The 21,649-nt window shown below is 43.8% G+C and carries 24 protein-coding genes; 17 read left to right on the forward strand and 7 right to left on the reverse strand.

Annotated elements, in window-relative coordinates; all coding sequences use genetic code 11:
• Window positions 1-255: 255 nt before the first annotated feature.
• The 7 genes from ACGF5R_RS05865 (at window position 256) to ACGF5R_RS05895 (ending at window position 5,832) form a co-directional block, all read left to right on the forward strand.
• Window positions 256-558 (forward strand): urease subunit gamma, encoded by a 303-nt coding sequence (locus tag ACGF5R_RS05865; RefSeq protein WP_011146425.1) that lies wholly within the window; start codon window positions 256-258, stop codon window positions 556-558.
• Window positions 559-649: 91 nt separating this feature from the next.
• Entirely contained in the window at window positions 650-1,027 is a 378-nt protein-coding gene (locus ACGF5R_RS05870; RefSeq protein ID WP_112876003.1) for an urease subunit beta, read from the forward strand.
• 83 nt (window positions 1,028-1,110) lie between these two features.
• The gene (locus tag ACGF5R_RS05875) at window positions 1,111-2,826 is read left to right on the forward strand and encodes an urease subunit alpha (protein WP_387690078.1); all 1,716 of its coding nucleotides are present in this window, start codon (window positions 1,111-1,113) and stop codon (window positions 2,824-2,826) included.
• 76 nt (window positions 2,827-2,902) lie between these two features.
• Window positions 2,903-3,499 carry an urease accessory protein UreE gene (gene ureE / locus ACGF5R_RS05880; RefSeq protein WP_112876001.1) on the forward strand — a complete coding sequence of 199 codons (597 nt, stop codon included), beginning with the start codon at window positions 2,903-2,905 and terminating at the stop codon, window positions 3,497-3,499.
• Window positions 3,496-4,182: an urease accessory protein UreF gene (locus tag ACGF5R_RS05885; protein ID WP_387690080.1), complete on the forward strand. Its 687-nt coding sequence runs from the start codon at window positions 3,496-3,498 to the stop codon at window positions 4,180-4,182. Before ureE ends, ACGF5R_RS05885 begins: the two co-directional genes overlap by 4 nt.
• Window positions 4,183-4,234: 52 nt before the next feature.
• Window positions 4,235-4,870 (forward strand): urease accessory protein UreG, encoded by a 636-nt coding sequence (gene ureG / locus ACGF5R_RS05890; protein ID WP_011146430.1) that lies wholly within the window; start codon window positions 4,235-4,237, stop codon window positions 4,868-4,870.
• Window positions 4,867-5,832 carry an urease accessory protein UreD gene (locus tag ACGF5R_RS05895; protein ID WP_112875999.1) on the forward strand — a complete coding sequence of 322 codons (966 nt, stop codon included), beginning with the start codon at window positions 4,867-4,869 and terminating at the stop codon, window positions 5,830-5,832. Before ureG ends, ACGF5R_RS05895 begins: the two co-directional genes overlap by 4 nt.
• A gap of 63 nt (window positions 5,833-5,895) precedes the next feature.
• On the opposite strand, the gene uspE is transcribed toward ACGF5R_RS05895, so the two are convergent.
• Both uspE and ACGF5R_RS05905 read right to left on the reverse strand, forming a co-directional pair.
• A complete protein-coding gene (uspE, locus tag ACGF5R_RS05900) occupies window positions 5,896-6,840 on the reverse strand; it encodes a universal stress protein UspE (RefSeq protein ID WP_112875998.1) in 945 nt (314 codons plus the stop codon).
• Between the two features lie 121 nt (window positions 6,841-6,961).
• Window positions 6,962-7,717, reverse strand: a complete 756-nt coding sequence (locus ACGF5R_RS05905) for an FNR family transcription factor (RefSeq protein ID WP_011146433.1) — start codon at window positions 7,715-7,717, stop codon at window positions 6,962-6,964.
• Between the two features lie 812 nt (window positions 7,718-8,529).
• On the opposite strand from ACGF5R_RS05905, the gene ACGF5R_RS05910 reads away from it, so the two are divergent.
• Genes ACGF5R_RS05910 through ACGF5R_RS05920 form a run of 3 tightly spaced genes read left to right on the forward strand, consistent with a single transcriptional unit; the run spans window position 8,530 to window position 11,685 of the window.
• Window positions 8,530-9,615, forward strand: a complete 1,086-nt coding sequence (locus tag ACGF5R_RS05910; RefSeq protein WP_387690082.1) for an aminotransferase class III-fold pyridoxal phosphate-dependent enzyme — start codon at window positions 8,530-8,532, stop codon at window positions 9,613-9,615.
• A 19-nt stretch (window positions 9,616-9,634) separates the two neighbouring features.
• On the forward strand, window positions 9,635-10,555 hold the full coding sequence (locus tag ACGF5R_RS05915) for an MFS transporter (RefSeq protein WP_387690084.1): 921 nt from the start codon (window positions 9,635-9,637) through the stop codon (window positions 10,553-10,555).
• On the forward strand, window positions 10,552-11,685 hold the full coding sequence (locus ACGF5R_RS05920; protein WP_387690086.1) for an amidase: 1,134 nt from the start codon (window positions 10,552-10,554) through the stop codon (window positions 11,683-11,685). Before ACGF5R_RS05915 ends, ACGF5R_RS05920 begins: the two co-directional genes overlap by 4 nt.
• A 400-nt stretch (window positions 11,686-12,085) precedes the next feature.
• Here ACGF5R_RS05920 and ACGF5R_RS05925 read toward each other — a convergent pair whose 3' ends face one another.
• From ACGF5R_RS05925 to hcaR, 3 genes are all read right to left on the reverse strand, one after another.
• Window positions 12,086-12,868, reverse strand: a complete 783-nt coding sequence (locus tag ACGF5R_RS05925) for a fumarylacetoacetate hydrolase family protein (RefSeq protein WP_112875992.1) — start codon at window positions 12,866-12,868, stop codon at window positions 12,086-12,088.
• Between the two features lie 69 nt (window positions 12,869-12,937).
• Window positions 12,938-13,840, reverse strand: coding sequence for an alpha/beta fold hydrolase (locus ACGF5R_RS05930; RefSeq protein WP_240000672.1), 903 nt, complete (start codon window positions 13,838-13,840; stop codon window positions 12,938-12,940).
• 113 nt (window positions 13,841-13,953) lie between these two features.
• Window positions 13,954-14,838 (reverse strand): DNA-binding transcriptional regulator HcaR, encoded by an 885-nt coding sequence (hcaR, locus tag ACGF5R_RS05935; RefSeq protein WP_112875991.1) that lies wholly within the window; start codon window positions 14,836-14,838, stop codon window positions 13,954-13,956.
• Window positions 14,839-14,974: 136 nt separating this feature from the next.
• Between hcaR and hcaE the strand changes: the two genes are divergently transcribed.
• The 7 genes from hcaE to ACGF5R_RS05970 are packed head-to-tail and all read left to right on the forward strand — an operon-like array spanning window position 14,975 to window position 20,487.
• Complete coding sequence (hcaE, locus tag ACGF5R_RS05940) at window positions 14,975-16,336, forward strand: 3-phenylpropionate/cinnamic acid dioxygenase subunit alpha (protein ID WP_112875990.1); 1,362 nt, start codon at window positions 14,975-14,977, stop codon at window positions 16,334-16,336.
• The gene (gene hcaF / locus ACGF5R_RS05945; RefSeq protein ID WP_112875989.1) at window positions 16,333-16,875 is read left to right on the forward strand and encodes a 3-phenylpropionate/cinnamic acid dioxygenase subunit beta; all 543 of its coding nucleotides are present in this window, start codon (window positions 16,333-16,335) and stop codon (window positions 16,873-16,875) included. The genes hcaE and hcaF overlap by 4 nt, the downstream gene beginning before the upstream one ends.
• Window positions 16,875-17,192 (forward strand): 3-phenylpropionate/cinnamic acid dioxygenase ferredoxin subunit, encoded by a 318-nt coding sequence (hcaC, locus tag ACGF5R_RS05950; protein ID WP_011146458.1) that lies wholly within the window; start codon window positions 16,875-16,877, stop codon window positions 17,190-17,192. Before hcaF ends, hcaC begins: the two co-directional genes overlap by 1 nt.
• Window positions 17,192-18,034 (forward strand): 3-phenylpropionate-dihydrodiol/cinnamic acid-dihydrodiol dehydrogenase, encoded by an 843-nt coding sequence (gene hcaB, locus ACGF5R_RS05955; protein ID WP_112875988.1) that lies wholly within the window; start codon window positions 17,192-17,194, stop codon window positions 18,032-18,034. Before hcaC ends, hcaB begins: the two co-directional genes overlap by 1 nt.
• Entirely contained in the window at window positions 18,024-18,977 is a 954-nt protein-coding gene (locus tag ACGF5R_RS05960) for a 3-carboxyethylcatechol 2,3-dioxygenase (protein WP_262980089.1), read from the forward strand. Before hcaB ends, ACGF5R_RS05960 begins: the two co-directional genes overlap by 11 nt.
• A 1-nt stretch (window position 18,978) precedes the next feature.
• Window positions 18,979-20,163: a phenylpropionate dioxygenase ferredoxin reductase subunit gene (hcaD, locus tag ACGF5R_RS05965; RefSeq protein ID WP_112875986.1), complete on the forward strand. Its 1,185-nt coding sequence runs from the start codon at window positions 18,979-18,981 to the stop codon at window positions 20,161-20,163.
• A 51-nt stretch (window positions 20,164-20,214) separates the two neighbouring features.
• Window positions 20,215-20,487: a hypothetical protein gene (locus tag ACGF5R_RS05970; RefSeq protein WP_387690182.1), complete on the forward strand. Its 273-nt coding sequence runs from the start codon at window positions 20,215-20,217 to the stop codon at window positions 20,485-20,487.
• A gap of 106 nt (window positions 20,488-20,593) precedes the next feature.
• On the opposite strand, the gene ACGF5R_RS05975 is transcribed toward ACGF5R_RS05970, so the two are convergent.
• Both ACGF5R_RS05975 and ACGF5R_RS05980 read right to left on the reverse strand, forming a co-directional pair.
• Window positions 20,594-20,884 carry a type II toxin-antitoxin system RelE/ParE family toxin gene (locus tag ACGF5R_RS05975; protein ID WP_112875985.1) on the reverse strand — a complete coding sequence of 97 codons (291 nt, stop codon included), beginning with the start codon at window positions 20,882-20,884 and terminating at the stop codon, window positions 20,594-20,596.
• A complete protein-coding gene (locus ACGF5R_RS05980) occupies window positions 20,881-21,336 on the reverse strand; it encodes a hypothetical protein (protein ID WP_112875984.1) in 456 nt (151 codons plus the stop codon). The genes ACGF5R_RS05975 and ACGF5R_RS05980 overlap by 4 nt, the downstream gene beginning before the upstream one ends.
• Between the last annotated feature and the right edge of the window lie 313 nt (window positions 21,337-21,649).

Here is a 21,649-nt window from a genome sequence, read left to right on the forward strand (position 1 = left end):
GCATACTAATCAGCTTGTAATATTACCTTGGATAAACTTAAATAAGAGGTAAGAGGACTAACCTGTGTTGAGAAGAATGATCTTAATTGACATATTATGGTCTTTGTGTCAAAGCTTTTTTACTAAAAGATTATCTCAATCAATATTTGGATAGGGACAGCAGCTTTTGAATAAAGTTTGTTGGAAAAATCGTATTAAGTTATATATTGACATAGCAGTGTGACCGTATGGAATAACCAATGATTAGGGGGTTTTATGCAATTAACACCAAGGGAAATCGAAAAACTCATGGTATATACACTGGCTGATGTCGCATTAAAGCGTAAGTCTCGTGGTTTAAAACTCAATTATCCTGAAGCCGTTGCGATTATTACTGCGGCTGCATTGGAAGGCGCCAGAGAGGGGAAAACATTGGAAGAGGTAATGGATGATTCCAGGCATGTTCTGACTAAAGAGGATGTGATGGATGGCGTTGCTGATCTTATTCCGCATGTACAGGTTGAAGCAATATTTACTGATGGTAGTCGTTTGGTCACGGTGCATGATCCCATTCAATGATTGCTGAAACAAATTGTAAATAGCAGGAAAAATTATCTAGACAAAATATTAACTTATGTCTTGACTCACGTCTTAACGTAGAGATTTTCCGATGGAAAAAAATAATAAAGAAGATATTACTCCGTTGGGGGGATATATTCTGGCTAAAGACCCGATCTCCTTTAATGAAGATTGTCCGGTTATTCAATTAAAAGTTCGTAATTCTGGTGATCGTCCTATTCAAGTGGGATCTCATTTCCATTTTTTTGAGGTAAATAAAGCTTTACAATTTAATCGTGCGGCGGCGTTTGGTAAACGACTTAATATCACGGCAACAACCGCTATCCGTATTGAACCTGGTGACGAAATTGAAGTGTCATTAATCCCGATTGGTGGGAAACAAAACGTTTATGGATTTAATAATTTAGTCGATGGTTGGGCAGTTGCTATTGATGAACCTGTGGAAAAAACCTGGTTGCATGCCGGGTAGTAGAATTGAGTTATAAAGTTATCGAATAAATTCAAGGTAGAGTTGACGAACGTTGGAAAATCTTTCGAACAAAGGAATAAACTATGCCAACCATTTCCCGACAGGAATATGTAGGTCTTTTTGGCCCAACGACCGGCGATAAGATCCGCTTGGGTGATACCAATCTATTTATTGAAATTGAGAAAGATCTGCGTGGTTATGGTGATGAATCGGTCTATGGCGGAGGTAAATCACTGCGTGATGGTATGGGTGCGGATAACCGTATGACCAGCGAAAACGTGTTGGATTTGGTGATTACCAGTGTCACGATTTTGGATGCCCGACAAGGAGTCATTAAAGCGGATGTCGGCCTAAAAGGGGGGCGCATTGTCGGGATAGGTAAAAGCGGTAACCCCAACATGATGAATGGCGTTACGCCCGGTATGGTGGTTGGTGTCAGTACTGATGCTATATCCGGAGAACATCTCATCCTCACGGCCGCTGGCATCGATACCCATATTCATTTTATTTCTCCTCAACAGGCTGAACATGCTTTATCCAATGGTGTGACAACTTTCTTTGGCGGTGGTGTTGGCCCCACTGATGGCACTAACGGCACTACTGTTACCGCCGGCCCGTGGCATATCCACCGTATGTTGCGTGCTTTTGAAGGTTTACCGGTTAACGTAGGTATTTTGGGAAAAGGCCATGCTGCGGTAGCAACGCCGCTGGTTGAACAGATCAAAGCTGGCGTTGCCGGTCTGAAAGTGCACGAGGATTGGGGCGCAACTAATTCTGCATTGCGTAATGCCTTACGTGTAGCGGATGAAATGGACATTCAAGTCGCGGTACATACCGATAGCCTGAATGAGGGAGGTTATGTTGAGGATACCATTGATGCTTTTGAAGGTCGCACTATTCATACTTTCCACACTGAAGGCGCCGGTGGTGGACATGCACCGGATATCATTAAAGTTGCCAGCCAGATGAATGTGTTGCCTAGCTCGACTAATCCCACATTGCCTTACGGAATCAATAGTCAGGCAGAACTATTTGATATGATTATGGTTTGCCATAACCTTAATCCCAAAGTGCCGGCTGATGTTGCATTTTCGGAAAGCCGTGTACGCCCGGAGACCATTGCGGCGGAGAATGTTTTACATGATATGGGTGTACTGTCGATGTTTTCCAGTGATTCTCAGGCAATGGGACGAGTGGGAGAAAACTGGCTGCGCGTGATGCAAACTGCTCATGCCATGAAAGCGGCTCGTGGCAAGTTGCCGGAAGATGCAGCACATAACGATAACTTCCGTGTATTACGTTACATTGCCAAAATTACGATTAACCCGGCGATTGCTCAGGGAATAAGTCATGTGCTCGGTTCGGTTGAAGTGGGCAAAATGGCTGATCTTGTGCTGTGGGAGCCACGTTTCTTTGGCGTAAAACCTAAGTTAGTCATCAAAGGCGGTATGATTAATTGGGCGGTGATGGGGGACCCAAATGCTTCATTGCCGACACCACAACCGACATTTTATCGTCCGATGTTTGGCGCATTAGGCAAAACCCTTCAGGAAACCTGTGTCACTTTTGTATCTCAGGCGGCAATGGAACTGGGGGTAAAAGAGAGTCTTGGTTTGGAACGTCAGGTGATGGCGGTTCGCAACTGCCGGGCTATCTCTAAGAAAGATATGGTGCGTAATGCTGAAACGCCCACCATTGAAGTGGATGCTGAAACCTTTGCCGTCAAGGTGAATGGTGAATATGCCACAGTAAAACCGGTCAGGACAGTCGCGCTCAATCAGCGCTATTTCTTTAGTTAGTCTATTTTTTGCTGCCGGTCAGAGCGTGTTTTTTCTGGCTGGATTAACCGATCCACGCGTTCAGAGGGGTTATCTTATGATTGTTATTGAACAGATTCTTGGTAATGCCAAAAAAGATGTTTTCTGGCGAGATCGCTTGCAAGGGATCTCGCCGGATATCTTGGTGCTTTCGCAATGGGAAGCGCAAAAAAGCCGTTGTCGTAAATCCACCCTTAACGGATTGGATTTAGGTATTTCCCTTGACCGTCATCAGGTATTGTCTGACGGCGATGTTTTATTGTGGGATGAAGCTAAAGGACTGGCGGTTATTGTCCAGATGAGCTTGCGTGATGTGATGGTTATTCATTTGAAATCATTGCTGTCACTAGATTCAGAGACGGTAATGAAAACCAGCTTTGAACTTGGTCATGCCCTAGGTAACCAGCATTGGAAGTCAGTGATTAAAAATCACCAGATTTATATTCCGCTAACAGTATCAACTAAGGTCATGGATTCAGTCATGAAAACCCATGGTTTTCACGCATTGCCTTACTCCTTTGTTAAAGGCGAAGAGATATTGCCTTCTCTTAGTAACGCCGAAGCTCGTTTATTATTCGGTGGCGCAGAGGATTCTGCAACACACGTTCATGTCGATAATACGTTTCTGAACCAGCATGTGATTAAACTAAAATGAACGCTCTCCGCTTAATCAGAATCATGCAATTTGCGGATTCAGTATTGCCTGTTGGCGCATTTTCTTTCTCAAACGGTTTGGAATCAGCCATTCAGAGCAAAATCGTGTATGACGTGGCAACGTTAAGCGAGTTTACGCGGACAGCGCTATTACAGGCAGTGAGTAGTGATGGCCGCGCAGTCGTAGCCGCGTGTCAGGCGCTGAATTGTGGGCAGCATGACGCTGCTATTTCCCACGATTGGGCGGTACTTAACCGCAAATTAAATGAAGAAAGTCGCACCATGGTTACGCGGATGGGGAAAAAGTTAGCGGAAATGGCAGTTGAAGTCACCGGTGAGTCGTTAATTGCATGGTGGTTAGCACAAATAAAGAGCGATATTGCCGCAGGTACCTATCCGATTACTTTGGCGGTCGTCATGAGCGCATTGGGTGCTTCTCCACGTGAAGTGATCGTCATACATCAATATGGCGTTGCAATGACGATACTCAGTGCGGCTATACGCCTGATGCGTGTTACCCATATTGAAATTCAACGTATCTTGTTCTCATTAAATCAGGATATTGAACTGTTTTGTGATGAGGCGGAAAAGGGGGGAATTGACCAAATGACATCTTATGCACCTATGACGGATGTTCTAGCGGCACTACATGTTAGCGCGTTCACCCGGCTGTTCAGTAACTAACTTAATCCTGATATTGCTTTTAACCACCTCTTAATCATGTGAGGAAATCTCTGTGAAAAAAATTACTCGAATTGGTATTGGCGGTCCGGTGGGTTCAGGCAAAACTGCCGTTATTGAAGTGATCACTCCTATTTTGATTCAACGCGGAATAAAACCTCTGATTATCACCAATGATATTGTTACCACCGAGGATGCTAAACAGGTTAAACGTACCTTGAAAGGCATTTTAGATGAAGAAAAGATACTTGGTGTGGAAACCGGTGCTTGCCCTCATACAGCGGTGCGCGAAGATCCCAGTATGAATATTGCGGCGGTAGAGGAGATGGAGGCGCGTTTTCCTGACAGCGATGTTGTGTTAATTGAAAGTGGTGGTGATAACCTGACACTCACTTTTAGTCCGGCGCTGGCAGATTTTTATATTTATGTGATTGATGTCGCCGAAGGGGAGAAAATTCCGCGCAAGAACGGACCGGGTCTGGTACAGGCGGATATTCTGGTGATCAACAAAATTGATTTAGCACCTTATGTTGGCGCCAGCCTGGCGGTGATGGAGCATGACACTCAAGTTGTGCGTGGTCAGCGCCCTTATATCCTTACCAATTGCAAAACAGGTGAGGGTGTTGAAACGCTGGTAAATATGATCATGCGTGACTTCCTGTTTACCCATTCATTACAGGCGACACAATGACTTCCACCAGCTCGCCGCAAAATATTGGCGAAGTGTATCAACGGGCAAATAATCTTGGTGCCAACGCGCCGGAATTTGCACTATTTCAGGATGAACCGCCTCAGATGGCAAGCGGTGATGTAGGTAAAAGTGGCTATCTACAGTTGGGATTTGCCCGGCGTGGTGATCGTAGCATTTTGGCGCAAATGAAACGCCGGGTTCCTTATTTGGTGCAGCGGGCGCTGTATTGGGATGAGGCACTGCCGCAGATGCCGTGTGTATTTATGATCTCCACGTCGGGATGTATCTTACAAGGAGATAGATTGGCGCTGGACATTCATGTTGCTCCAGAGGCGTTTGGTCATGTTACTACCCAATCGGCTACTAAGATTCATTCGATGGTGAATAACTATGCGGCGCAAGTGCAAACTATCCAGATAGAGCAGGGAGGCTATCTGGAAATGATGCCCGATCCGGTTATACCCCACAGTGGTTCTCGGTTTATCACAGACACTCAAATAACCATTCACTCGACTGCCACATTGATTTATTCTGAAATTATTATGTCCGGTCGCAAATACCACCCTGCTGATCAAGGGTTTAAATTTGATGTTTACTCATCACGAATTACGGCAACTGATTTTGATGGCAAGATATTGTTTGCGGAACGTTATGTACTGGAGCCGAAAAAACAACCGTTGAACAGCGTAGGGGTGATGGGGCCGTTTCATGTATTCGGCAATGTGATCTTGCTCACGCCTCAAGTTCACCACGATCGTATTCTGGCGCGTATGACGCCTCAGTACGATGCTGAAACGGGTATAGCGAGTGGTACCAGTCGTTTACCTAATCAATGTGGTTTAATCTTTAAGGTATTGGGAAAAGAAACTTATCAAGTTAAAGCGGGTGTTCGCCTTTTCTGGCGTATAGCCCGTGAGGAGATCTTGGGTGTTACACTGCCTGAGCCGTTTATCTGGCGATAAAACCTGGGATAAGAATCTGTTTCGGGCTTTATCGCCAAATGGATGGTTGTCATGCTATTACTATCACTCTTTAACGGCTTTAATTGGACATTCAAAACCATCAGGTTTTATCGTTAGAAGGTCACATTTAAGATGGTCGATCACATGTTCTGCGGTATTTCCCAGAAAAGCAGCGGACAGCCCAGTTCTGCCGAGGATACCAAGAACGATAATGCCCGCATTCATCTCATCGCACATTTTGGGAATAACACTCTCTGGTAGTCCTTCATGGGTATGAGTATATTTTTCATCAATGCAGAATTTTTGGCGTAATTCTTTCATGGCAATAAGGTGTTGGCCACGTAGAGCATGGTTATAAACACTTGGATCGAAATCGGGTAGCTCAATAGCGATATTCAGTGGCGCAACAGGATAAGCGCTGACCAAATGAATTTCCGGATTTTTCATTACTTGATTTGCCAGTTCTTGAGTTTCCTTAACCAGTTTCAGGTTCAGTTCATGGTGGTATGATTCTTCATTAGATAAATTGACCGCGACGACAACGGAGCCTTGGTCCGGCCATATCTGATCTTTTACCATCCATACTGGACATGGGCATTTGCGGAGTAACTGCCAGTCAAGCGGGGTAAAAATCAAGGAGCCAAGCTTGTCATGTTTATGCGTCATTTTCAGAAGTAAATCGTGATCACCTGTAATGACCTCCTGGATAATCGCTTCATAAGGTCGATTATGCCATACCACTTTTATTTCAATATCAATACCGGCTTCCAGATAGTAGTACGCTTGTTGTTTAAGCCAGGCAGTGCGTTGGCTGGTAACACCTTTACGCATAGCACTACCTTCTTCTGGGGAGAGTAAGGTGGTCATCTCATAAGAGAGATCATAAATGGGCAAGAAAGCTTTAATCCGGCCACCGTTACGTTGCACTATATAAACTGCACGTCTTAATGCCGGTTGATCGTCCTGACTTGGGTCAATTGCAACTAAAAGGTTTTGATAGTTTGCCATAATAGTATCCTCACAGAGGCTAGACAAAACACGCTTCAATACTAAAGATAAACCAATATAAGCAAACCGAACAGGTCAGAGGAGAACCAGATCAACAAAATAAGATGATCTGGTTTTAAGATCAGGTAATTGAAACAGATTTTTTTCCGACTAACTCAGACAACTTATCCATGTTTTCAATTGTGATGTATTTACCTTTTACACCGAGAGTTTGGTTTTTCTGGAAACGCCCAAGCAGACGACTAATAGTTTCAACCGTTAAACCCAGGTAATTACCAATATCACTGCGGGTCATGGTTAAACGGAATTCTTTTGGTGAGAAACCACGCTGAGCGAAACGACGAGAGAGATTATAAATAAATGCGGCTAACCGTTCTTCAGCGTTTTTCTTAGATAACAACAATATCATTTCTTGGTCGCCTTTAATTTCTCCACTCATCAAGCGCATCATTTGCTGGCGGAGATTAGGCATTTTGCCGGACAGATCATCGAGTGTTTCAAACGGAATTTCACAGACCATTGATGTTTCCAGAGCTTGAGCAAAACTTGGATGCTGAGTATTGAGGATGGCGTCAAAACCGACTAAATCCCCTGCGAGGTGGAAACCTGTAATCTGCTCATCACCTTCTTCAGTAATGGTATAGCTTTTAATTGTGCCAGAACGGATAGCATAAAGAGATTTCAACTCATCACCTGCTTTAAATAACGTTTGCCCTTTCTGGATAGGTTTCTTACGCTCAATAATATTATCAAGCTGGTCAAGCTCGTGCTCATTCAAGGTAAAAGGAATACACAGTTGGCTAATGCTACAATCCTGGCAGTGGATCGCACAACCACCAGACTGGATTCGACGAATAACACGTTTTTCCTGGATCATTATGGCATGCTCATTTGAAATATTCATATCCTTCAACTTTAGCATTTCTTGATGATTCTGGTAAGAGCTATAATAGCTTTCTGCAATTTATTTAGGAAAATGTATTACCTGTTTATTCTATCCATAAGAAATTATTGCGTTGTATGTATAAAGCTGATGTTTTGCTATTGCCATCTCAAGGCTAAGGGGTTGTAATTTTTCATTAATATTTATGATATTATCGATAATATTACTGATAAATGACAAAACATTAAAAGATCCTTTTCCTGCTCAACCAGCACAGCTACAGCAACCTGATTATTATGTTTTGCGAAATATCAATTGCAGTGTGAATGATATTGCTGAAAGTAGATTTGCTAGTCCTTCGATGGCGAACCAATATCGACAATAGACAGTAATCCGTCTTTAATTACTGTTAAAACGTAACTTAATGCGATAAGAATTAACCCTATAGCATCAATTGAAATAATGAGGGCAGAGAGTACGGATTTTCATCCGGGCTCATTGAAGCTGAATATATGTTTGCGACTTCGTTGCCAGAAGATTTATTCATCTACTTGAATCGAGTCGGTGTCCATGTATCTATTTATATACATTACGTAATATCAATGAGTAATTATTTCACTTTGAAATTATTTCATAAAAAATTAGTCGATATTGGTACTTACCATACTCCCATAAAGATATTAATTTTATTTTTCAAATGGTTGAATATTTATTGCTTTGCGTGATTAATAGTTTATTGAAATGCTTGTTAAGATAATTTATGGTTTAATCAATGAAATGTTTATTCTCCGGGTTCCGGTATTGACTTGCCTGCAGCAATTATTCTGGAAACTATTCAGGCAGAGGGTGGAGTCAATGTGGCGAGCGTAGAATGGTTACGGGGTGTAGCAGAGATCGCAGCTGCAAACAATATCTTGCTTATTGTTGATGATATTCAGGCTGGTTGTGGTCGTACAGGCACTTTCTTCAGTTTCGAAGACGCTGGAATAAAACCGGATATCATCTGCCTTGCAAAGTCTGTTTCAGGATATGGACTTCCCATGTCTCTTGTTTTAATGAAACCGGAATTGGATATATGGCAGCCTGGAGAGCATAACGGAACTTTCCGTGGTAATAACCTTGCATTTATTGGTGCTACATATGCTCTTGATTACTGGCATGATTCACATTTTTTGCGAAGTCTTAAAAATAAATCGGAAATCGTGCATGAATACCTGCTGGGCCTGCATCAACAATACCCCCCAATTGATCAGAACAATCCGAGAAAAGGAATGTTGTGGGGCTTAGAACTCTTTTCTTCGCAGGCAGCAGAAAATGTCAGAAACCAAGCCACTGAGTTAGGTCTCATTATAGAAACATGTGGTCCACTGGGACAGGTCATCAAATTACTTCCTCCGCTGACTATCGAAATCAATGTCCTTGAGCAGGGATTATTATTACTTGAAAAATCCCTGAAACAGGTTTCCGTTCGGTTAGGCATGGCGAATAAGAATAAAATAAACACTTCATTATTAATACCTCATGACACTCTGTTTTATCAGGATGAAGCCTTGATTGAAAAAAAACTACTTAGTCTTGACGAAAATGAAAAATCCTCTTTATTAGAAGCGCAGAAAAGCCTAAGCCAGAAACTCGCTGATGGAGGACTAAATTTTGAAGGCAAAAGCTATCCGGTTTCAATTCGCTCTCTTATTTTGTCTGATAACTTGATTCGGCAACTCGCCAGCATCGGTGAGCGTTTTACAGGAATATTTGAAAAATTCGCTCATGCATGGGTGGAAAATGTCTCGATACGTGAATATTTTCTGACTTACAAGAAAAGCGAACATTATTTATTTAATTTGCCAAATCATACCCCTTTGACCAGAATTTTATCAGATCTTGGAAACTAATACCGATTGTCCCGGGGGAGTGATCCAGAATGGGGTTGCAGGTGCATTGTGGTCAAAGGTGTCAAACCCTTTACTAAAAGGTATTGAAGCCAGCGCCGATTTTCAGCCCTTTGTCCAAAATCCCGATTTATTTCTTGAGACATTATTGGAAACTCATCGCGAACGTACCGGAGAGCCAGCCAGAAGAGTAGCCATTGTCACTTATAAAGGCCGGTTCAAAAATGAGGTAGCCTGGATGATAAAAGGTCTCAATCGTCTGGGGGTTCCTACCGAGGAAATTGATGCGTCTCTGTTACGTCGGCATAACAACAAGGTAAATGAGAAAAATAATCCGAATAATCGAGGCTATATGTCTAATAGGGAGCTTGGGTTTCATTCGGATGCCTTTGAAATTGTTGGGCTTATGTTTTGGTTTCAGGATATTCAGCACCTGAGTGCAACACAAACGGGTATGGCCCTGTTACCGCTCTCAATCAGTGTCATATTGGGAAATAAGGTCTCTGGATGGTTTGCACACCGTTACCAGACGAGCCACATGATGATTGTTGGGGCCATGATAAGATTGGTCGGTTTCAGTGGATTACTGGTTACACAGTTCAACAATGACTATATTTATCTTTTTGTTCCACTTGTGTTGATTGGTTTTGGTGGAGGGCTGGGATCACCAATGTCAACATCTTTATTTATGCAAAGTACTCCGAAACAGTACACAGGCGTTGCTTCAGGAGTTTCCCGTGCAACTGGTCAGATAGGTTCCGCTTTTGCCGTGGCAGTTTTTGGGCAAATGGTAAACAGTGAAAAACTCTTTATTTTAAACATGAAGTATGCGGTTATTACTATTATCATAGCTACTTTATCCATCTTGATTATCAATTTTCTTTTTGTAAAAAATGATATTGATGAATATCACAGTTCCATAACACTAAAGGCAGATAAATGATGGATGAAATTATCAGTCTTTCAATTAATGAATTAGGAGACAGAATACGGAACGGCGTGATATCACCTGTTGAGATTTTAGATGAGTACATGAAGCGTATTTTATGTTACGGCCAGAAGTTGAACGCCTTTTCAGAAGTCTATGAAGCTGATGCGCGGACTGCAGCAAAACGTGCTGAACAGGAAATACGATCAGGAAATTGGCGTGGCCCTGTCCATGGCATTCCTTTTGCTGTTAAGGATTTTTTTGATCTGAAAGGTAAGGTCACTGGAGGAGGCACAAACTGTTTTAGTCAAAAAGCATATGTTACGGCACCAGTCGTGGCCACCCTCTTGAAACAGGGAATGATTCTGACAGGAAAACACAGAGCAGTAGAGCTCGGTATGGGAGCAGCGGGCATCATGGAAAATAGCCCGACGCCACTCAACCCTTGGGGACAATCACAGAAAGTTGCTCCAGGTGGCTCAAGTAATGGCTCCGCTGTAGCAGTGGCAGCCGGTCTGACACCGATAGCTCTTGTAACTGACACGGGTGGATCTGCACGTATACCCGCCGCTTGGTGTGGCGTAAGTGGGTTTCGGCCATCGATGGGCAATTTGTCATCATCAGGTATGCTTCCATTAAGCCAGACGATGGATACTGTGGGAATTATTGCCAGATATGCATCTGATATATTCATTATCTATAATCAGCTGAACCCAAATTTAGCGTATCACTCATGCATTAATAATCTGAATATTGGCATATTACCATCAGAAGAAGAACATATTTTAGATAAGGAAACAGATTCGCATTATGCGTCATTGCTGAAAGTTTTTTCTCAAATGGGTATGGTAACTCAAAAGAAACCTTTCCCATATCCTTTATCGCAGTGCATGAAAGCTAATTCTATAATTACTGCGTTTGAGGCTTGGCAGAATTATGGATATTTGTGTAATTCACAGAACTCCCTCAGCGATACAATTAAAGTAAGATTAGAACGTGGCAAAGAGATAAAGGAGAAAGAGTATTCGGAAGCATTGATATTCTGTCGTTACGTACGGAAGATATTTTCGAATTGGTTTCAGAATGTGGATGCGTTAGTAATTCCTACAACCCCAGAACCACCCCAGAACCTTCTTGGCCTATAGCTGAAAAAGATGAACATCAACCCCCAAATGACTTCACCCGTTTCGTGAACTTTGCTGACTTATGCGCGGTCTCCATTCCAACAGGATTAAACAGTCAGGGGTTACCATTTTCATTACAGATCGTATGTAACCGAAAAAAAGAAAAAAACGCCCTTGCTCTTGCGGAATTGATTGAGTGCCGTATCGTATACTAGGTTCCTTGCGCAGAACCCCTTGTTGTTATTTGCCCGGCCAATCCAGAATCGTGTCCCATTTCAAAAAGTATACGGCATGTCAATGCAATCTTTTGTTTTAGTGTCCAGTTATTTTCTTTTAAATGAACATACGCTCCTGCCACTAAGTTGCCAATAGCTTTGGTGGGGCTTTTTATAACTCCTATTTGGAGACTAAAGCTAATTTTTCAGGCGAAACTTACCTTGGCAGATCCCACACCGAGTAAGTTAATTTTCAACTGATCACCCGTATTAACAGGCACCATGGTGGTGAGGGAGCCAGAGAGAATGATTTCTCCACGGAGTAACGCCATATTCAGTGTTCCTAGCATATTCGCTAGCCAGGCAACAGAGTTGGCTGGATGTCCTAGTGCAGCGGCACCAATGCCAGTGTCAACCAGTTTACCGTTCTTCTCCAACGTTATTGTCACGGCAGCTAAATCAATTTCTGAGGGCATACGGGCACCATTGCCAATGACAAATAACCCTGATGAGGCATTATCAGCAACAGTATCTGTGATTTTTATTTTCCAGTCACGGATACGGGAATCGACAATTTCGATACAGGGCACGACATAATCTGTTGCTCTGAGTACATCTCCTGCTGTGATACCTGGTCCACGCAGATTGTGTTTCAGGATAAAACCAATTTCGCCTTCAGCTTTCGGCGCAATTAATTGCTCAATGGGTACAGTGGCATTGTTTTTGTAATGCATATCTGAGGTGAGAATGCCAAAATCGGGTTGATCGACGTTCAATATATCCATAACTGCTTGACTAGTGATACCGATTTTTTTACCGACAATGCGTTCTCCAGTTGTTTCCAACCGGTAAGCAATAACTTTTTGCTGGATGAGATAGGCGTCGTGTAATGTTAGTTCTGGATATTCACTAGAGATAGGATCGATGGCTTGATGACTCTGCCATGATTGAAACAATTTTTCACCAAGATGGGTTATGACGTTATTCATCTGTTGTTGCTCCTGCTCAAACCACAGAAGTGACATCCCAACTGGAATATCACTCGTCTGAAAGGGACATTATTTGTTGCCGTTTAGTAAAAAATCGATATGGAGCCGGTTGAATGTGTCCGGGTCTTCATATTGAGGCCAGTGACCGCATTTTTCCATCACGACAAAACGGCTATTTTCGATAAGCCCGGCAAGACGCTGACCTACTGAAACCGCAGCAGTCGGATCGTGTGTAGTCCATAGCACTAAGGTTTCAGCTTGGATCTTTGCCAGTTCATCTTCGGTCAAAAGGTTACGTAAACGGGTATCCATATCTTGCAGGCACATGATGTTTTCCATTGCGGACAACATACCCGGCTGACGATAAATGGCAAAACGGGCTTCAACCAAGTCTTCTGTCACCATTGCAGGATCTTCCATCAGGAATTCAAGGCGTTTGCGGGTAGCTTCCCGATCTGGGTTTTTCACTGCATTTAAGCTCAGTGTGCGCAGGCGTTCCATCACATTTGGATCAGCAATCATGCCACCTGCGGTGTTCAACACCAGACGGTGAATATATTGCGGATATTTTGCCGCAAACCGGGCTGCAACCCATCCGCCTAGCGACTCGCCAGAAAGGTGAATTTTCTTCAGATTTAATGTTTCAATAAGATCCCGTAGGTGTTCCACATAATCGATAATCTCATAGGAACGGACAGGTTTATCCGTGAAGCCATGCCCCAGCATATCAATTGCCAGTACACGAAAATGGGCAGCATGGGGCAGTATGTTGCGCATATAAGCTTCTAAATGACCTGCAATACCATGCAAGAAAATCAGAGTAGGTCCGTTACCCGCTTCAAGAACACGAGTTTTTATCCCTTTTACATCGAGATAATGTAGATGGATTTCACCGCTGGCAATAGCAGACCAAAGCGAACGTAATTCGGGTTGTATAAGTTTATGTTGAGGATTCGCTGATATTGACATCATGATATCTTCCTTATTTATTTTAAATTAATACGTTATTAATATAACGATAGCGGGTAATATTCACTAATACTTAATATGTCTAGTCTGAAAGAAAAAAACGATGATGCTTATTTTTATTCTTGCAGATATTTATTTTCAACAACATCTATTAAGTGCGATAATAATTCTGATGTATTGTCTTTTCGCCATGCCATTATTAACTCTATTGTGGGAGAATATCCTGATAATGGCCGGCAAATAACGGCATCTGTCATGATGCTGGTAATATAGAATGGTACTATTGCACACCCTAAATTTAGACTAACCATGTTTAAAATTAATAGCATATTATTAGCTGTTTGAATAATATTAGGTACGACATTATGTTCAGTAAAATAATTTTCTATAATCTGTTGTAATACACCAGATTGTGTTGGATCAGGAGTAATAAAATTTTCTCCTTGTAGGTCGTTGACTGAAATTTTCTCACAATATCTTAGCCTGTGATTAGCAGGCATCAGAACCACCAGCGGTTCATTAAGAATGACTTTAAAATCAATATAATCACTCTTTATTGGCGGGCGCATGAAAGCGACATCAATGTCACCTTGTAATAATTTCTCTTCTTGTCCTGGATTAAATAAACTAATAAGTTCTACTTTTGCTCCAGGATGAGCTAAGCGAAATATTGGGATGACTTCAGGTAATACTTTAACTTCTGCTGATGGGACAAATCCGATAGTTAGCACAATTTGTTCTTGTGCCGCTCTGCGGGCCATTTTTTTTGCTTTCTCTGCATTTTCAAGAATAAGCCGGGCTTGTTGGAAAAAAACTTCTCCGGCTTTGGTTAGAGAGACTCTGCGTTTATTTCTCTCTAATAGTGTAGAACCAATATAATCTTCTAAATCTTTTATTTGTTGACTTAGCGAAGGTTGTGCAGTATGCAATTTTTTTGCGGCCTTAGTAAAGTTTAATTCTTCTGCCACCGCAATAAAATAGCGTAAGTGTCTTAATTCCATTGCTGTTTCCTCACATATCGAAAAAAAGTCTTAATTTAAACAAACAATGTATTTCACAAAATATTAATCTATTAATAGCATTCATTTTGCATGTTGGCAAAAAGTCAACTTTTCTTTTACTTGAGGACTGAATAATATGACATTGAGCAAAGATTCAGATATTTACCGCCTGATTGATGCCCGAGCCGGTCGTGTAACTCCTCAGATTTATATCGATCCCGAGCTCTATCAATTAGAACTCGAAAGAATATTTGGCCGTTGTTGGCTGTTTCTAGCTCATCAGAGCCAAATTCCCAATCCGGGTGATTTTTTCAATACTTATATGGGAGAGGACAGTGTTGTTGTTGTCCGTCAAAAAAATGGTTCCGTTAAAGCTTTCCTAAATCAATGTCGCCATCGTTCCATGCGGGTTTGTTACGCAGATAGCGGTAATACCCGTGCTTTTACTTGCCCTTATCATGGTTGGTCATATGGTGTGGACGGTCGATTAATCGACGTTCCGTTGGAAGCGTGCGCTTATCCACATGGGCTTTGCAAAGAGCAATGGGGACTTCAGGAAGTGCCGTGTGTGGAAAGTTATAAAGGATTGATTTTTGGTAACTGGGATACGACAGCCCCCTCTCTGATTGATTATCTCGGTGATATGGCTTGGTATCTTGATGGTGTGCTTGATCGCCGTGAAGGAGGAACTGAGGTTATTGGTGGTGTGCAAAAGTGGGTGATCAATTGTAACTGGAAATTACCCGCTGAACAGTTTGCCGGCGATCAATACCATGCTTTATTCAGCCATGCCTCCGCCGTACAGGTTTTGAGCGTAAAGGATGGCGACGATAAAAAAGCATTAGGTGCTGATCAGACTTCACGACCAGTTTGGGAAACGGCAAAAGATGCCGTGCAATTTGCTCAGAATGGTCACGGTTGTGGATTTTTCTTGACCGAAAAACCCGATGCCAACGTTTGGGTTGATGGTGCCGTTGCCCGTTACTACCGTGAAACCTATGCCGAGGTAGAGCAGCGGTTGGGAAAAGTCAGGGCACTGCGTCTTGCCGGTCACAACAATATTTTCCCGACACTTTCCTGGCTTAACGGTACTGCAACCATGCGGGTGTGGCATCCACGTGGACCTGATCAGGTGGAAGTTTGGGCGTTCTGCATCGCAGATAAAGCCGCTTCTCCGGAAGTAAAAGCCGCTTTTGAAAACAGTGCGACCCGTGCATTTGGTCCGGCAGGTTTTCTCGAACAGGATGATTCAGAAAATTGGGTGGAAATTCAGAAGGTACTTAGAGGTTACAAAGCCCGTAACAGCACCTTGTGTATGGAAATGAGATTGGGACAAGAAAGAGTGCGGGATGATGGAATTCCGGGTGTGACCAATTATGTTTTTTCCGAAACCGTTGCCCGTGGCATGTATCAGCGTTGGGCTGACTTACTCACCAGTGAAACCTGGGATGAGATAGAGGAAAAAAGCCGGGTTTATCAGCAGGAGTTGGTCAAATGAAAGAGTTAATTGTTAATCAGGAAAAAAGGGTATCGTCGGAACTGCACTATGAAATAAGCCAGTTCTTGTATTACGAAATTACATTGCTGGATGAGTGGAGATTTCGCGATTGGCTTGAGTTGTTATCAGAAGATCTCAGCTATACCATGCGCACCATTGTTAATGCCCAAACCCGCGATCGCCGTAAGAGTATCCAGCCGCCAACTACTTGGTTGTTCAATGACAATAAATTTCAGCTTGAACGCCGGATAGCTCGGTTGGAGACCGGTATGGCATGGGCAGAGGAACCCCCATCCCGTACACGTCATCTACTGACAAACTTAGTGATTACTGAAACGGATTTGCCTGACCAATTTCATGTTCAGTCCAATTATTTGCTGTACCGTTCACAAAAAGAGCGAGATGAAGCTTTTTATGTTGGTAAGCGTCTGGATTGTGTTCGCCGTCATCCGAAAACGGATAGCTGGCTGATTTGTAAACGTGAAATTACCTTGGATCAGGCAGTCTTAACTTTCCATAACTTGAGTGTCTTATTCTGATGAGTCAATTATTCGTATGTACTGTTGAAGAATTGCCCGACGGAGGAGCGCGTAAGGTTGAATACACACCGGATATTGCGTTGTTTCACTATGATGGCGAATTCTTTGCTGTTGATGACCGGTGCAGTCATGGTAATGCCTCTATATCCGAAGGGTATTTGGAAGACAATGCGACAGTTGAGTGTCCACTGCATACGGCCAGTTTTTGTCTTAGAACCGGGAAGGCACTTTGCCTTCCTGCTACAGATCCATTGAAGACCTATCCTGTTGTTGTTAAAGACGGAAACATTTATATCACTGTATCGGAGGAGCAATAATGAGTTGGATCAAAGATCAAGTCATTTTATTAACAGGCGGTGGCTCCGGTTTAGGTTTGGCTTTAATAGAGCGTTTTATTGCTGAAGGCGCCAAAGTGGGCGTTTTGGAGTTATCGGCAGAAAAAGCGACAGCTTTGGCACACTGTTTTGGTAACGATATCTGTGTTATTCACGGTGATGTTGCTTCTTTTGAGGACAATGAACGAGCAGTGGCTGAAACTGTTCGGCGTTTTGGCAAACTAGACTGCTTTGTTGGTAATGCCGGGATATGGGATCACAAAATCAGCCTGCTTGACGCCTCACCAGAGCAGATTGATAAAGGATTTGATGAGCTGATGGGTGTTAACCTGAAAGGGTATATTCTAGGGGCTAAAGCCGCGTTACCGGCGCTAACCGCATCAGAAGGCAGCATGATTTTTACGTTGTCAAACTCGTCATGGTTTTCTGGTGGTGGAGGGGTATTGTATACCGCCAGCAAGCACGGTGCGGTCGGCGTGATTCGCCAGTTAGCTTATGAATTAGCGCCAGTTATCAGGGTTAATGGTGTTGCGCCTTGTGGTATGCCAAGTGATCTTCGTGGGGCGGCTTCACTATCTCAGCAAGATAGATGTATTACAGATAACCTGTCATTAGAAAGTCTCAGTGCAATTTTGCCTTTGCAATTCATACCTCAGCCAAAAGATTTCACCGGTCCGTATGTCATGTTGGCTTCCCGTGCCAATAATCGCACTTTAACGGGGGTGATGATAACGGCTGATGCCGGATTAAGTATCCGTGGCATTCGCCAAACGACAGCGGGAGTGATGTCTCCGACCAAGAAGGAGAGTTCAGATGACCGTTAAATTGATTTGTACTTCACACACACCTTTGATGGGTTTTGGTTCTCCGCCTGAGGCGACAGAAAAGCATGTTCGGCAGGTTTTTCAGCAATTGGCTGAACAGATAAAGGCCTACGATCCACAATTGATAGTGATTTTCGCTCCTGACCATTTTAATGGTTTTTTTTATGATCTCATGCCGGCATTTTGCGTTGGAGTAAGAGCGAATGCAGTGGGGGATTGGGATATTGGTAAAGGTCCACTCAATGTTCCTGAAAACACCGCGAAGGATTTAATTTCTGCCTTATATGATTCAGGGATTGATGTGGCCCACTCCTGGCGTATGCAGGTCGATCACGGCTTTACTCAACCATTGATGCTGCTTTGTCAGGAGTTACAGCGTTATCCAACTATCCCAATATTTATTAACTGTGCAGCTAAACCATTACCGACATGCCGTCGTGCTGTTGAGTTAGGTCGTGCAGTGGGTCAATTCCTATTCACAACAGATCAGCGGGTATTGCTGTTAGGTTCTGGTGGCTTATCACATGATCCTCCGATACCACAAATGGGACAGGTTCCGCCGGAAGTTGAAGAAGGGTTGATTGCCGGGAGAAATCCGACAAAAGAAGTGCGTCAAAAACGGCAAATCCGGGTAATTGAGGTTGGAAAATCGTTGGCTCGTGGCGAGAATGTCGTTGCTCCGTTGAATCCACAGTGGGATGACGAGTTATTGCGTATTTTTTGTAGTGGCGATATTCGGCGTCTTGCTTCGTTAACAGAGGGGGGAATCGCCATTCAGGGCGGGAAAGGTGGACAGGAAATTCGCTGTTGGATTGCGGCTTTTGCGGCGCTTTCTGTTTATGGCGAATATAAAGCGCAACGGCATTATTACCAACCTATTAAGGAGTGGCTGGCAGGGATGGCAATGGTCAGTGCTCAACCTGTCACTCAGATAGGAGCATAATATGCGGAATCAGACTTTTATTATCGTTGGAGCAGGGCAAGCGGGAGCTATGGCCGCCGCAACCTTAAGGCAGCAACAGTTTGATGGCGATATTATTTTAATTGGTAAGGAATATCATGCGCCTTACGAGCGGCCAATTTTATCAAAAGACTATTTAATCAACCCAGAGGAAGCGCCTAAATACCTGTTCTCCGAAGATTTTTATCTGAAAAACCAGATAGATCTGCGCATAGGCCAGTTGGTCAGCCAGATTATGCCATCGAAACATTGTGCTGTTTTAGAAAATGGCGGCAAGCTCAGGTATGACAAACTCCTGCTCACTATGGGGGCAAGAGCCAGACGATTTCCGCTGCTCGATCAGCTGGGTGAAAATATTTATACCTTGAGGACGCTGGATGATGCGCAACGTTTACGTCAGGCGGTGAAAAAAGACAAACGGATTTTGATTGTTGGTGGTGGTGTGATTGGCCTGGAACTGGCGGCAACCTCTTGTGAATTGGGGGCAAACGTGACGGTTATCGAACAGGCAGATAACATCATGGGGCGTTGTGCTCCTCCATTATTGCAGGATTATCTTTTGAATCGTCATCAGGAAAAAGGGGTACAATTCTTCCTTGATACCAATATTGTTTCCGCACAAAAGCAAGGGAGTGAATTAGTGCTTATATTGAACACCGGTGAAAAGGTGATCGGAGATATTATTATTTATGGTATCGGCGCTGAATTCAGGGATCAGCTTGCCGCTGATGCCGGTTTGGTGACTGATGGCGGAATCGTCATTGACAGCCGTTGCCAGACTTCTGAACCGGATATTTTTGCTGCCGGGGATGTTTGCCTTCAGAGAGAACCGCTGACAGGTGATCTACAGCGCCGTGAAACTTGGGAAAATGCTAACCGTCAGGCGACCATTGCCGCGCATGCCATGATGGGGTTGGACCCCCCTCAGCCAGGCGCGCCGTGGTTCTGGACCGATCAGTGGGGCATTAACATCCAAATGGTTGGTAATATGCAGGCTGAAGAGTGGCATATCCAGGGTGATTTGCAATCAGATAAGGCCATTTTATTTGGTACAGAAAATGAAGTTTTAGTCGGTGCTGTCGCGATTAATCAGGGAAGAGAAATGCGTAATTTACGGAAATTACTTGCTAATCCTGCGCAGGTGGTGTCCGGCGTAGAGTGGGCGTGACTTTGATAGCCTCTGAGAAAGATTACGGTTAAAAACCGTAATCTCAGATTATTGACAAAGTGCTGGTTTTTTATCCGGTACTTTGTTTTAATTAAGTTCCGTTCATTCAACGGAGCTTGCCACCATGTTAAGAACACCCCCCCTCTCCAGACTTTCCCACCAGAAACGCTCTCGCTTGACGAGCTGGTTCCTAAAAATCATTTGGTCCGTAAAGTCGATGCTGCCATTGATTTCGAATTTATCCGCGAACTAGTCGCCCCGTTGTATTGCCGCAATAATGACCGTCCTGCTATCGATCCCATTATGTTGCTTAAGATGATGTGACTGAGCTATTTTTTATTGCTGGATAAAGGGGACATGTGGTACGGCAAGGGCAAAAATGGCGCATCGGAGGGCGATCACATCGGCCTAATTGAGGAAATATGAGCTGTCAGGACTTGGCCGGGGGCCATTGCTGGGCCGCATGGAGTACGCGCAGCACAACCAGCGTACCGCTTTCATCCTTGATGCGATAGACAATCACATAATTAGGCCGCACGACGATTTCACGGGTACCGTGCACACGGCCGGGGCGGTACAGTTTAGGCCGCTGCGCAGCGAGTTCGATTTTAGCATCAAAGTCTGCGTCAAGCTCAAGTGCGGCGCTGGGGTTGTTTTGTGCGATGTAATCAAAGATACGTTCTCGATCTGCTTCCGCGATCTTTCGCCAAATGATTTTCATGCGCGACCCTGTACAATGCGTTTACGCAAGGCTTCACGTTTGGCGGCAAATTTGGCCTTGACATCAGTGTGAGGGATACCCGGACCGGGTTCATCTATGGCTTGCTGCACCTGCTCACGAAACCATGCATCATATGCAGCAGCCTCGTGGGTACGCTTGAGCGCTTCGGCACGATCTGGCCTGCGCGTTGAGGTATTGGGGGGAGCGGGGGCGTAGTTTGATGAATCCACGTCGAAGCGGGCAATACCAATTTTTTTGAGGTAGGAAACCAGCGTTTCAAACTTGCGGAACAGCCGCACATTGCGGCTGCGCTGTGCGGCCAGTGGTCGTTCGTGCATTCCATAGCGCACTATCACGGCCCAGCCACCTGGCTGGCCTACGATGTGCGCTCCTTTAACGGCTCCGGCCTCCACTAGATGTGAGAGGGTGCCGTGGTCGATAGTTTCAGCCATGTTGTCACCTCGCAATTTCTGAATATTTCACAATGTAGACTACTGTAATTTATAGAGCGAATTATAGTAAATTGCAAGGCGATTTATTATTTTTCACCCAATAAATGAACGTAAAACAGGCAGTTTTCCTTACCACATAAATGCCCCACAGCTTTTTATGCTCTCCTACTTCTCAGATCTGCCATATTTCGGATACTAACTTTCATGATGAAATGGTGGAGCAATACGGGAGAGTCCGGCGCTTCCTGCTGGAAAATATCGAATTCAGAGCGGCTCCGGCGGGAGATGTATCAGCGGTCTGAGATTACGGTTA

It is taken from the genome of Photorhabdus sp. RM71S, from assembly GCF_042879355.1.
Classification (GTDB): domain Bacteria; phylum Pseudomonadota; class Gammaproteobacteria; order Enterobacterales; family Enterobacteriaceae; genus Photorhabdus; species Photorhabdus kayaii.

What these genes read in the sequence shown, in the direction of transcription:
- ACGF5R_RS05865 (WP_011146425.1), top strand. Translation starts at nt 256, where the DNA reads ATGCAATTAACACCAAGGGAAATCGAAAAACTCATGGTATATACACTG.
- ACGF5R_RS05870 (WP_112876003.1), top strand. Translation starts at nt 650, where the DNA reads ATGGAAAAAAATAATAAAGAAGATATTACTCCGTTGGGGGGATATATT.
- ACGF5R_RS05875 (WP_387690078.1), top strand. Translation starts at nt 1,111, where the DNA reads ATGCCAACCATTTCCCGACAGGAATATGTAGGTCTTTTTGGCCCAACG.
- ureE (WP_112876001.1), top strand. Translation starts at nt 2,903, where the DNA reads ATGATTGTTATTGAACAGATTCTTGGTAATGCCAAAAAAGATGTTTTC.
- ACGF5R_RS05885 (WP_387690080.1), top strand. Translation starts at nt 3,496, where the DNA reads ATGAACGCTCTCCGCTTAATCAGAATCATGCAATTTGCGGATTCAGTA.
- ACGF5R_RS05895 (WP_112875999.1), top strand. Translation starts at nt 4,867, where the DNA reads ATGACTTCCACCAGCTCGCCGCAAAATATTGGCGAAGTGTATCAACGG.
- uspE (WP_112875998.1), bottom strand. Translation starts at nt 6,840, where the DNA reads ATGGCAAACTATCAAAACCTTTTAGTTGCAATTGACCCAAGTCAGGAC.
- ACGF5R_RS05905 (WP_011146433.1), bottom strand. Translation starts at nt 7,717, where the DNA reads ATGATCCAGGAAAAACGTGTTATTCGTCGAATCCAGTCTGGTGGTTGT.
- ACGF5R_RS05920 (WP_387690086.1), top strand. Translation starts at nt 10,552, where the DNA reads ATGATGGATGAAATTATCAGTCTTTCAATTAATGAATTAGGAGACAGA.
- ACGF5R_RS05925 (WP_112875992.1), bottom strand. Translation starts at nt 12,868, where the DNA reads ATGAATAACGTCATAACCCATCTTGGTGAAAAATTGTTTCAATCATGG.
- ACGF5R_RS05930 (WP_240000672.1), bottom strand. Translation starts at nt 13,840, where the DNA reads ATGATGTCAATATCAGCGAATCCTCAACATAAACTTATACAACCCGAA.
- hcaR (WP_112875991.1), bottom strand. Translation starts at nt 14,838, where the DNA reads ATGGAATTAAGACACTTACGCTATTTTATTGCGGTGGCAGAAGAATTA.
- hcaE (WP_112875990.1), top strand. Translation starts at nt 14,975, where the DNA reads ATGACATTGAGCAAAGATTCAGATATTTACCGCCTGATTGATGCCCGA.
- hcaF (WP_112875989.1), top strand. Translation starts at nt 16,333, where the DNA reads ATGAAAGAGTTAATTGTTAATCAGGAAAAAAGGGTATCGTCGGAACTG.
- hcaC (WP_011146458.1), top strand. Translation starts at nt 16,875, where the DNA reads ATGAGTCAATTATTCGTATGTACTGTTGAAGAATTGCCCGACGGAGGA.
- hcaB (WP_112875988.1), top strand. Translation starts at nt 17,192, where the DNA reads ATGAGTTGGATCAAAGATCAAGTCATTTTATTAACAGGCGGTGGCTCC.
- ACGF5R_RS05960 (WP_262980089.1), top strand. Translation starts at nt 18,024, where the DNA reads ATGACCGTTAAATTGATTTGTACTTCACACACACCTTTGATGGGTTTT.
- hcaD (WP_112875986.1), top strand. Translation starts at nt 18,979, where the DNA reads ATGCGGAATCAGACTTTTATTATCGTTGGAGCAGGGCAAGCGGGAGCT.
- ACGF5R_RS05975 (WP_112875985.1), bottom strand. Translation starts at nt 20,884, where the DNA reads ATGAAAATCATTTGGCGAAAGATCGCGGAAGCAGATCGAGAACGTATC.
- ACGF5R_RS05980 (WP_112875984.1), bottom strand. Translation starts at nt 21,336, where the DNA reads ATGGCTGAAACTATCGACCACGGCACCCTCTCACATCTAGTGGAGGCC.